We start from the raw sequence: 9,763 nt of genomic DNA, 5'->3' as shown, positions 1-9,763 counted from the left end.
GGTCGCGGGGTCGGCGGCTCCGGGGTCGGCCGAGCGGTCGCGGCCGGTCGCGGCGCGGCGGATCCTTGTCCTTCGACAACGCGTCTGATACGGGCCCGACGCACTTACGTTGTCTCGTATGGGAACCTCACGTTCCGGGCGCGGGGTGTTTACCGCGCTCCCAAACCGGCTCCTGATCCCGGCGGCCGTCGCGCTCGCCGCCGGGATCGGCGGGATCGCCTTCGGACTCGCCAACGACGACACCGTCACCGCGCTCGGCGCGCTGCTGTTCCTCCCGAGCGCCGCGCTGCTGTTCGGCATCGCCGCCAAGCGCCGCGGCGTCGGTCCGTTCGAATCGTCGCGCCGGGGGTCGGACTGACGCTCCGCGCGACGCGCTCCGCTCACGTCGCCTCCCGAACGCGGGTCGCGACGAGTCGGTCGACGTTGAACATGAACACGGCGACCGCGGCGAGCACCGTCGCGAAGTAGACGACGAGCTGCGGCGGCCCGGACGCGGCCCCGCCCGCGACCGCCCCGCCGAACCCGACGGCGACGAGCTCCGCCCACGTGACGAGCACGCGCGAGAGCAGCGACGTCCCGACCGCCGACCGCCGAGCCGGCGCGCTCGCCTCGGAACCCTCGCTCATCTCAGTACGCCTCCTCGGCCGTGATCGGGCCGCTGAACGCCGAGTACAGGACGGCGAAGTACGCGACGACCAGCGGCAACAGCAGGGCCGCGCCGATCGACATGAGGTTCAGCGGCAGCGTCGAGACGACGGCCTCCCCGACCGTCGCTCCCGTCGCCGGGTCGATACGCGGGTACATGAGCAGCCCGACCACGGCGATCAGGCCGTAGGTCAGCCCCCCGGCCGCCGCGAGCGCGACGAGGCTCGCCCCGCGTCGAAGCGCGACGGCGTAACCGGCTCCGAGCCCGACGGAGGCGGCGACCAGTGCGATCACCGGCGGCGACAGCAGCGCGTCGACGCCGGCCGGGAGGCGAGTCGCGAGGACGCCGAGGGTCGCCACGACCGCGAGGAGGTACGCCGCGACGGCCGCGACGCCGATCTCCGTCACCGTCTCCGGGAGCGCGTCCCGGGCCTTCAGTCGGAGGAACGCGGCGCCCGAGACGACCGTCAGCGCCGTGACGGCGACCCCGGTGACGACGCCGACGAGGGTGAGCGACCGAGGGCTCCCGACGAGCCAGTTCCCCGCGAACGCGCCGAGGAGGAAGGGGGCGAGGACGCTGCCGGCGACGAACGACCGACCCCACCACCGCTGCCACCGCGCGTCGTGCCGCTGCTCGTACATCTCCGGGGCCAGCCCCCGGAGGATGAGGGCGCCGAGGATGCCGAACATCAGCAGGTAGTGGCGGCTGAACAGCCCCGCGTACACCGACGGGAACGCGGCGAACAGCGCCCCGCCGAAGACGACGAGCCACACCTCGTTGCCGTCCCAGAAGGGCCCGATCGCCGACAGCACCGCCTCGCGCCCCTCGTCGTCGGAGAGCGTCGCGAAGATGGCGCCCGCGCCGAAGTCGAAGCCGTCGAGGAACAGGAACGTCCCGAGCAGGGCGAACACGAGCGCGAACCACAGCTCCGGGAGCGGCAGGCCGAGCACCGGTCCCGCCGCGAGCGCGTCGACGGCGCTAGTCATCGCCGGGCACCTCCGTCGGCGCGGCGTCGCGCTCGGCGGTGGACCGCAGCTCCCGCACGCTCGGGGGCCCGTCCCGGATCACTCGCGAGACGACGTACACGTACAGCGCGAGGATGCCGGCGTAGACGCCGACGAACCCCGCGAGCGTGATCAGCGCCTCCGCGCCGGTGAGGCCGGGCGACACCCCCTCGCTCGTCTTCAACACGCCCTGGATCACCCAGGGTTGGCGGCCGACCTCGGTGACGACCCATCCGAGTTCGACCGCGACGAAGCCGAGCAGACCGGACGCCATCAGCGCCTTATGTAGCAGTCCGTCCTCGAACAGCTCACCGGTGTACCACCGGTAACCGCCCCAGAACGCGAGCAGAATGAACCAGAACCCCATCCCGACCATCGCGCGGAACGACCAGAACACGACGGCGACGGGGGGCGCCGCCGCCTCGAACGTGTTCAGCCCCCGAATCTCCGCGGTCGCGTCGCCCCCGCTCGCGAGCCACGACGCCCCGCCGGGGATGCCGATGCCGAACAGCTCCTTCGCGCGCGGGTCGGTGAACTGGCTCAGGTCGGTCGGGATCGCGAAGATGTACTCCGGGACGTACGCCTCGGTGTCCCAGACCGCCTCCATGGCGGCGAACTTCTGCGGCTGCGTCTCGTAGACGTGCCGCGCGTACAGGTCGCCCTGGAGCACTTGGAGCGGGGCCGTGATCAGCAGCGCGACTAACGCGATCTTCAGCGTCTTGTGCCAGAACGCGATGTGTTCCGTCTCCTCGCCCCGGACGTGGTGTCGGTAGACGTAGAAGGCGGAGACGGCGGCCATGAACAGCGCCACTGACTCGACGGCGGCGTTTTGCATGTGGACGTACATGTAGCCGAACCGCGGGGTCAGGTACGCCGCGAGCGGATCGACGAGGTGGACCACCTCGTCGCCGTTCTCGCTCACCAGCTCGTAGCCCCGCGGCATCTGCATCCACGAGTTCGCGATCAGGATCCAGACGGCCGACAGCCACGTCCCGACGCCGACGGCGAGGCTCGACACTAAGTACAGGCGGTCGGAGACGCGCTCGCGACCGAACACGAAGATGCCGAGGAACGTCGCCTCCAGCATGAACGCCATCATCCCCTCGACGGCGAGCGGACCGCCGAACAGCTCTCCGGCGGTCGTCGAGAACGCCGCGAAGTTCGTCCCGAACTCGAACTCGAGGACGATCCCGGTGACCGTCCCGACGACGAACGAGATGGCGAAGACCTTCGTCCAGAAGCGACGCAGCTGCTCGTACACCGGGTCGCCGCCCCGCACGTCCCGCCACGTGAAGTAGATGAGGAAGGGCGCGAGCCCCATGCTCATCACCGGGAAGATGATGTGGACGATGGTCGTCAGTGCGAACTGGAACCGGCTCGCGAGTACTGGGTCGATCATGTCGTTGTGGGATTGGAGCGGCGCGTCGCTCCGCCGCGCGCCGCCGTCGCGGTCTCTGCGTAACGCTGCGGCCCGCTCCGGCATAACCCCGGAGTTGGCACAGGACAAGCGACGAGCGAGCGTCCGCCGCCGCCCGGCGTCGAGCCGGATTGGCCTGCGCCAACCCAGCCCTTTGGGCGGCGCGGCGGCTCCGTCCACCCATGGAGACACGGCACGCCGTGCTGGCGCTCGTCGCGCTCGTCACGCTGGTGATGGCCGGCAGAGCGGTCGTCGCCGGCCTCGACGGCGACTTCGGGACGGTCGGTCGGCAGGTCGGCGTCGGCGGGGTCGTCCTCGCGTTCGGCGTGGGGCTGTACCGGAACTGGGAGGCGGTCGGGTGAGGCGGCGGGCTCGCTCCGCGACGCCTCGCGTCGACGTCCGTCAGGACTCGTCGGAAGCTTCGCCGTCGTCGTCCGATCCCCGCTCGCCGGCCAGTCGCTCCGCGAGCCGCCGCCGGAGGCGTTCGACGGGCGAGGAACAGGCCCCGCACTCGGCACAGGAGCGCCCCGAACAGGACACCGGGGCGCCGCAGCGCGGACACGCGAGCCCGTTCGCCGGGTCGAACTCGTACTCGCACCGGGGGCAGATCACGCGATCACCTCCAAGACGGCCGCGACGCCGCCGCCGACGGCGAACGCCGTGGCCCAGGAGCCGACCCACACGAGGAGCGCGCTCCGCGCGCCGCGCTCTCTGAGGACCATCGCCATCGTGAGGATGCACGGGACGAACAGCGTGACGACGACCAGTCCGACGAAGGTCTGTGACGCCGACAGCGCCAGGTCCGTCATCCCGGCGGCGGCGAAGTCGCGGCGGATCAGCCCCAACACGAGCACCCGGCCGAACGACGCCGGGAGGCCCAGCGCCGCGGTCAGCGGCCGGAGCGCGCCGACCACCGCGTCGAGCGCGCCGACGTAGTCGAGCGTCGACACCGCCGCGGCGGTGGCCCCGAACAGCGGGGCCGCCTCCCCGAGGAACGCGGCGGTCCGGTTCGCCGTCTTCCGGGCGACGTTCGTCGGGCGCGGGAGGCGGAGTCGCGGCAGCTGCTCGATCAGCGCGTCCCGTCGACCGGGGAGCGTCCGGTCGAGAGCGACGCCGGCGGTCCCGAGGACCCCGAGCAGCACCGCCAGGTAGCCGCCCCACCAGACGACGCCGAGCTCGGCGAGCAACCCCGAGATGACGCCGATCTGCGCCGAACAGGGGATCGCGAGCCCCAGCAGGGCCGTCGTGATGAGCCGCTCCCGGCGCGAGCCCACCATACGCGTGGAGACGACCGCCATCGTCACGCAGCCCATCCCGACGATCAGCGGGACGACCGCGCGGCCGCTGAGCCCGATCCGGCCGAGCCCCCTGTCGGTCACCACGGCGAGTCGCGGGAGGACGCCGGCGTCCTCGAGCGTCCCGATCACGAGGTAGAACGCGACCACCAGCGGGAGCAGGACGCCGAGCGTGTACCGCACGGTGACCGTCGCCAGCCCCAGGTTGTCGTTGACGAGCAGGAACTCGACGGGTGCGGCCCACCCGCTCGCCGGCAGCAAGCCCGCGACGACCCCCTCGACGGCGGGGGTGTAGTACCGGGCGAAGAGCACCCCTTCCGCGTAGCCGACGACCCGCTGCGCGACGACGACCCCCATGACGTAGAAGACCGCCGCGAGGAGCGCGAGCGCGATCGGGATCCCGGTCGCCGGCCGCAGCAACAGGTCGCCGAGCCGCTCCTCGGGGGCGCGCTCGGACGCGGCGACTCGTTCGACATCGTCGACGATCGACCGGACGCGCGTCCGTCGCTCGCGGTACACGGCCTCCCGCTCTCCGACCGCGGCGAGCGGGGCGTCGCCCCCGTCGGTCGCGAGGCCGGGGACGCCGACGCGGCGGGCCGTCGGCTCGTCGCCCTCGACGAGGAGGGTCTTCTCCGCTCGGGTGGCGTCGACCCCGTCGGGGAGTGCGTCGTAGTACGAGTCGATCGGCGTCGACTCTGGGGCGGACGCCTCCGGGAGTCGGTCGCGCAGTTTGTCGACGCCCGCGCCGGTGACGGCGACGGTCGGCACGACGGGGACGCCGAGGGCTGACTCCAGCGCGTCGACGTCGATCGCGACGCCGTCGGCCTCGGCCTCGTCCATCATGTTCAGCGCGACGACCGTCGGGACGCCCATGTCCGTCAGTTGGAGCGTCACGAACAGGTCCCGGCCGAGCTGCGTGGCGTCGACGACGTTCACGACCGCGTCCGCTTCGAGGACCGCCGTCCTCGTGACCCGCTCTGCCTCGGAGAACGACGAGATCCCGTGGACACCGGGGGTGTCGCTCAGGCGGAGCGACCCGAGGGCCGCCGCGGTCGTCTCGACCGTGGTGCCGGGGTAGTTCGAGACGTCGGCGTACTCCGCCGTGAGCCTCCCGAACAGCGCGCTCTTGCCCGCGTTGGGCGCGCCGACCAGCGCCACCGACGTCTCGGCGTCGCCGGACCCGAGCCCGCGGTCCGCGCCCTCGGTCGCCCTCATTGCGGCGCGCCGTCGCGGGGCGCTCGCTCGACGGTGATCTCCCGGGCGAGCGAGCGCCCGAGCGCCACCTCCGTCCCGCGACGCCGGACGACGACCGGGCCGTTGCGGATCCGTCGGCGACACTCGACGCTGCCGTCTAGGAGGCCGAGCCGCAGCAGCCGAGCGCGGCACTCGTCGTCCGGCACGTCTACCAGTTCGACCCGCTCGTCCGACGGGACCTCGGACAGCGCGACCACCATTTAGGTCTACCTAAAACAGTGGGCGTATTGTGCGACACGGCAAATTATGTGGTCTTATATAAGCCTCGGCGGGGCGAACGCCGCGGGTCGGTTCGCTGGTCTATTTCAGGCTTCATATGCGCGTCGGCGAGCGGGCTTCCTACTCGCCGTCCGCGCTAACTGCTCGCGGCGCTCTGGCCGCCCGCGCGCGACACCGACCCGCGACCGCCGGACCGTCTCTCGATTGGACACTCCGGGACTCCGCCGGCGGCCGGTAGTCCGGCGGTCACGCCGGCTGCGAGTCGAGCTTCTTGTAGTCGATGTAGTCCGCCCCGCGGAGCTCTTCGAGCAGGTTGATGGCCGCGCGGGCCCCCTCTCCGACGGAGGTCGCGATCTGCTGGTGGCCGCCGGTGACGTCGCCCGCCGCGTACACGCGGTCCACCGGCGTCGACTGCGCCTCGTCGGTGACGACGTCGCCCCCGTCGACGGGGACGCCCAGCATCTCCGCGAGGTCGGTGCCGCCGGCCGTGCCCAGCGCGACGAACAGCCCGTCGACCGGGATCTCGTCGCCCTCTCGGGTGACGACGGCTTCGAGGACCTCATCGCCGGCGAGCCGGTCGAGGTCGTCGGTGATCACCGGGATCCCCGCCTCGTCGACCCGTTCCCGCAGCCCCTCGTCGGGGTCGAACGGCGACCCGTTGGTGAGGATCCGGACGTCGTCGGTGTAATCGAGGAGCATCAGCGCCTCGGTCGCGGCGTAGTTGCCGTCGCCGACGACCGCGACGGGGCTGTCGCGGTAGAAGTACGCGTCGCACTCGACGCAGTAGGAGACGCCGTGGCCCTCGTACGCCTCGACGTCCGCGATGGCCGGCCGCTCGTAGTCCGCGCCCGTCGCGATGATCACCCCGTCGACGGCGTACTCGTCGACGGTCGTCTCGACGCGGTAGCGGTCGCCCTCTGGCTCGAGCCGAACGACCTCCTCCTCGACGATGTCGGCGCCGTACTTCCGCGCGTGCTCTCGCCCCAGATCGACGAGCTCCGGACCCGTGACACCGTCCGGGAACCCGTAGACGTTCTCCATCGTGTCGACGTCGCGGGTGGTCCCGCCGCCGTCGTCGAACACGAGCGTTCGCCTGTCCGCTCGGGCGGTGTAGATGGCGGCGTTCAGTCCGGTCGGTCCTCCGCCGACGATCGCGATCCCTGACATCTGTATTGCGAAATACGCACTATACTGACTTATGTATTCCGACCCTCTCAGTTCTTCCGAAGCGACGGCCAGTCGCCACCCGAGGAGATATTTTAACCTTATTTGCGACACGTGGGGCGCACGGCGAGTGGTGGCCGTTATGATGGCTCTCTCCCTGTCCACCAAAAGGTGCGGCTGACCGGCGAGACTGTATTGCGTCATTTAAGCAATACAAGGTCCTCGCGCTCACACGGTGAACGGCCGAGACCGAGTCAGCCGCCGATCGGCGGACGGAAACCCCCCGGCTGCTCGCGGTGCGGTAGCTCGGGGGAGCGAAAAGTGAAAGAACCCGGGCGGCGGAGCGCTGAGCCGCCTACTGCGGGCTCGGGTTGGACGGGCTCGAGACGTTTCCGTCCTTCAGCGCGGAGCCCGTGATCGACTTCAGCCGGGAGACGAGCGAGTCCTTCTCGGCCTCGCCCTCGAGGGCGATGTCGAGGACCTCGCTGATGTGCGAGACCGGGATGACCTCGATCATCTCCTCGTACTCGTCTTCGATCATCACGTCCTGCTCGTTGGCCGCGGGGATGATCACCCGGTCGCAGCCGGCCTTCGCGGCCGCCTCGATCTTGTGAGTGACCCCGCCGACGGGGAGCACGTCGCCGCGGACCGACAGCGAGCCCGTCATCGCGAGGCTCTGGTCGACCCCGACGTTCTCCAGCGCGGAGATGACGGCGGTCGCGACCGTGATGGACGCGGAGTCGCCGTCGACGCCCTGCTGGCCCGTCTGAATGAACTGAATGTGGATGTCCTTCTCCGAGATGTTCTCGTCGGAGAACTTCTTGATGATCGCCGAGACGTTCTGGACCGACTCCTCGGCCATCTCCTTGAGCTGGCCGGTGGCGATCACCTGGCCGCCGCCTTGCGTCGGCGTCACCTCGGCCATCACCGGGAGCATGATCCCGGAGTCCTCGCCCATCACGGCGAGGCCGTTGACCCGACCGGCGACGTAGCCGTCGGAGACCTGGAGCTCGTAGTCCTTGCGGCGCTCGATGTAGTCGTCGGCGAGCTGCTGCTCGATGGACCGGGAGCGGCCCTTCGCCTGAAGGACGTGCTCGCGGGTCGTGATGTCCGCGTCCTCGCCGCGGGCGATGTCGCCCGCGACGCGGACCATCCCGCCGAGGTTCCGCATCTTCAGGGTGAGGTGGCCCTTGCGGCCCGAGCGGCGCTTGGCCTCGAGGATGATCTCCTCGACGGCCTCCGCCGAGAACTCGGGCAGGCGGCCGTCCTTCGCGACCTCCTGGGCGATGAACCGGACGTACTTCCGGCGCATCTCCGGCGTGTCTTCGATGGTGTCCTCCATGTACACCTCGTAGCCGTACCCCTTGATACGGCTCCGGAGCGCCGGGTGCATGTTCTCCATCGCGTCGAGGTTCCCGGCCGCGATCATGACGAAGTCCGTCGGGACGGGCTCGGTCTGGACCATCGCGCCCGAGGAGCGCTCGGACTGGCCCGTGATCGAGAACTCGCCCTCCTGGATCGCCGTCATGAGGTGCTGTTGGCTCCGGATGTCGAGGGTGTTGATCTCGTCGATGAACAACACGCCCTTGTTGGCCTTGTGGATAGCGCCGGCCTCGACGCGGTCGTGGCTCGGCGTCTCCATCCCGCCGGACTGGAACGGGTCGTGCCGGACGTCACCGAGGAGTGCGCCGGCGTGTGCACCCGTCGAGTCGTTGAACGGGGCGGACTTCGTGTCCGCGTTGTTCACCAACAAGTTCGGGATCATCGCGTCGGAGCCGCGGTTCAGGTAGCGGAAGACCAAGTAGACGACGCCGGCCGCGATGATGCCCACGAGGATCTGGCCGACGATGATGAGCGCGTAGCCCAACACCACGGCGATGATGATCCACATGAGAAGCGACCGCATCTGGTTGCGCTTGCGGGCCTCCTCTTTGTGGGCGTCGACGATCTGTTCACCCTTCCCGGCGGGCACCGTCCGCACCTTCGGCTTGTTGCCGTCGTCGGGGTTGTGATACACCAGGACGTCCTGCAGCTCCTCTTTCGGGAGGAGTTCGGACATCGCCTTCGCGAGCATCGACTTCCCGGTCCCGGGCGAGCCGATCATCATCACGTGGCGGCGCTGCTTCGCCGCCTTGATGATCACGTCGCGGGCGTGCTCCTGCCCGATGACCTGGTCGACGAGCCGGTCCGGGATCTCCAGTTCGGCCGTCGTGTCGATCTTGAGCCCGCCGAGGAGGTCGTCCTCGTCGGGGTCTTCCTCTATCTCGGCTCCCTCGACCTCGACGGTGCTCCCGAGCTCGTCGATCCCGCCGTCGTCGACCGGACCGACGCCGTCGCCGTTCCGGTCCTCGTCGGGACCGTCACCGACGATCTCGGTCTCGTCGAACCCGTCGTCGTCCACCACGACGCCGTCGTCCCAGGGGTCGTCGTCGGGGTCCGCGGCCGACTCCCCGCCGGAGTCCGCGGCCGGGTCCTCGTCGGCGCCGGGCTCGTTCGACGGACCGTCGTCGGGCTCGGGGTCGCCGTGCGCGGCGTCCTCGCCGTTCCCCGCCGGACTCGAGTCGTCGACGCCGCCGTGAGACGGTTCGTCGGGGTCGTCGGCCGTGGGGTCGTTCGTGTCCTTCTCGTTGCTCATAGAATCGGGTTTCGCTATCGAAAAGGACGGGTCGGCTACTGATATACTTTCTCCCCCCAGCGACACCACCCCGGTGGCAGTAAAAGCGGTCGAGAAGGCGTATAGCCGCTGATCTCGGCGCACGGGCGT

The 9,763-nt window shown here is 70.2% G+C and carries 10 protein-coding genes; 2 read left to right on the top strand and 8 right to left on the bottom strand.

Features of this window, described 5'->3' with window-relative positions; all coding sequences use genetic code 11:
• The first annotated feature begins 118 nt into the window (after window positions 1–118).
• Window positions 119–358: a hypothetical protein gene (locus Q0116_RS02480; RefSeq protein ID WP_297885195.1), complete on the top strand. Its 240-nt coding sequence runs from the start codon at window positions 119–121 to the stop codon at window positions 356–358.
• A 22-nt stretch (window positions 359–380) separates the two neighbouring features.
• On the opposite strand, the gene Q0116_RS02475 is transcribed toward Q0116_RS02480, so the two are convergent.
• Genes Q0116_RS02475 through Q0116_RS02465 form a run of 3 tightly spaced genes read right to left on the bottom strand, consistent with a single transcriptional unit; the run spans window position 381 to window position 3,049 of the window.
• Window positions 381–626 carry a hypothetical protein gene (locus Q0116_RS02475; protein WP_297885194.1) on the bottom strand — a complete coding sequence of 82 codons (246 nt, stop codon included), beginning with the start codon at window positions 624–626 and terminating at the stop codon, window positions 381–383.
• A gap of 1 nt (window position 627) precedes the next feature.
• Window positions 628–1,632: a cytochrome d ubiquinol oxidase subunit II gene (locus tag Q0116_RS02470; RefSeq protein WP_297885192.1), complete on the bottom strand. Its 1,005-nt coding sequence runs from the start codon at window positions 1,630–1,632 to the stop codon at window positions 628–630.
• A complete protein-coding gene (locus Q0116_RS02465) occupies window positions 1,625–3,049 on the bottom strand; it encodes a cytochrome ubiquinol oxidase subunit I (protein ID WP_297885190.1) in 1,425 nt (474 codons plus the stop codon). The genes Q0116_RS02470 and Q0116_RS02465 overlap by 8 nt, the downstream gene beginning before the upstream one ends.
• Before the next feature lie 200 nt (window positions 3,050–3,249).
• Between Q0116_RS02465 and Q0116_RS02460 the strand changes: the two genes are divergently transcribed.
• Window positions 3,250–3,429 carry a hypothetical protein gene (locus tag Q0116_RS02460; protein WP_297885189.1) on the top strand — a complete coding sequence of 60 codons (180 nt, stop codon included), beginning with the start codon at window positions 3,250–3,252 and terminating at the stop codon, window positions 3,427–3,429.
• 40 nt (window positions 3,430–3,469) lie between these two features.
• Here Q0116_RS02460 and Q0116_RS02455 read toward each other — a convergent pair whose 3' ends face one another.
• The 5 genes from Q0116_RS02455 to lonB form a co-directional block, all read right to left on the bottom strand.
• Entirely contained in the window at window positions 3,470–3,679 is a 210-nt protein-coding gene (locus tag Q0116_RS02455; RefSeq protein ID WP_297885187.1) for a hypothetical protein, read from the bottom strand.
• The gene (feoB, locus tag Q0116_RS02450; RefSeq protein WP_297885185.1) at window positions 3,676–5,577 is read right to left on the bottom strand and encodes a ferrous iron transport protein B; all 1,902 of its coding nucleotides are present in this window, start codon (window positions 5,575–5,577) and stop codon (window positions 3,676–3,678) included. The genes Q0116_RS02455 and feoB overlap by 4 nt, the downstream gene beginning before the upstream one ends.
• Window positions 5,574–5,816 carry a FeoA domain-containing protein gene (locus Q0116_RS02445; RefSeq protein ID WP_297885183.1) on the bottom strand — a complete coding sequence of 81 codons (243 nt, stop codon included), beginning with the start codon at window positions 5,814–5,816 and terminating at the stop codon, window positions 5,574–5,576. The genes feoB and Q0116_RS02445 overlap by 4 nt, the downstream gene beginning before the upstream one ends.
• Window positions 5,817–6,081: 265 nt before the next feature.
• Entirely contained in the window at window positions 6,082–7,002 is a 921-nt protein-coding gene (locus Q0116_RS02440; RefSeq protein ID WP_297885181.1) for an NAD(P)/FAD-dependent oxidoreductase, read from the bottom strand.
• A 352-nt stretch (window positions 7,003–7,354) separates the two neighbouring features.
• The gene (gene lonB, locus Q0116_RS02435) at window positions 7,355–9,634 is read right to left on the bottom strand and encodes an ATP-dependent protease LonB (protein ID WP_297885180.1); all 2,280 of its coding nucleotides are present in this window, start codon (window positions 9,632–9,634) and stop codon (window positions 7,355–7,357) included.
• Window positions 9,635–9,763 lie beyond the last annotated feature (129 nt).

This window comes from uncultured Halorubrum sp., from assembly GCF_937146585.1.
GTDB classification, from domain to species: Archaea; Halobacteriota; Halobacteria; order Halobacteriales; family Haloferacaceae; genus Halorubrum; species Halorubrum miltondacostae.
The sequence above is the reverse complement of the archived record's forward strand: the minus strand, read 5'-3'. Positions and strand labels throughout refer to the sequence as shown.

Coding starts and splice junctions, on each gene's coding strand:
- Q0116_RS02480 (WP_297885195.1), top strand. CDS start 119: ATGGGAACCTCACGTTCCGGGCGCGGGGTGTTTACCGCGCTCCCAAAC.
- Q0116_RS02440 (WP_297885181.1), bottom strand. CDS start 7,002: ATGTCAGGGATCGCGATCGTCGGCGGAGGACCGACCGGACTGAACGCC.
- feoB (WP_297885185.1), bottom strand. CDS start 5,577: ATGAGGGCGACCGAGGGCGCGGACCGCGGGCTCGGGTCCGGCGACGCC.
- Q0116_RS02445 (WP_297885183.1), bottom strand. CDS start 5,816: ATGGTGGTCGCGCTGTCCGAGGTCCCGTCGGACGAGCGGGTCGAACTG.
- lonB (WP_297885180.1), bottom strand. CDS start 9,634: ATGAGCAACGAGAAGGACACGAACGACCCCACGGCCGACGACCCCGAC.
- Q0116_RS02460 (WP_297885189.1), top strand. CDS start 3,250: ATGGAGACACGGCACGCCGTGCTGGCGCTCGTCGCGCTCGTCACGCTG.
- Q0116_RS02465 (WP_297885190.1), bottom strand. CDS start 3,049: ATGATCGACCCAGTACTCGCGAGCCGGTTCCAGTTCGCACTGACGACC.
- Q0116_RS02475 (WP_297885194.1), bottom strand. CDS start 626: ATGAGCGAGGGTTCCGAGGCGAGCGCGCCGGCTCGGCGGTCGGCGGTC.
- Q0116_RS02470 (WP_297885192.1), bottom strand. CDS start 1,632: ATGACTAGCGCCGTCGACGCGCTCGCGGCGGGACCGGTGCTCGGCCTG.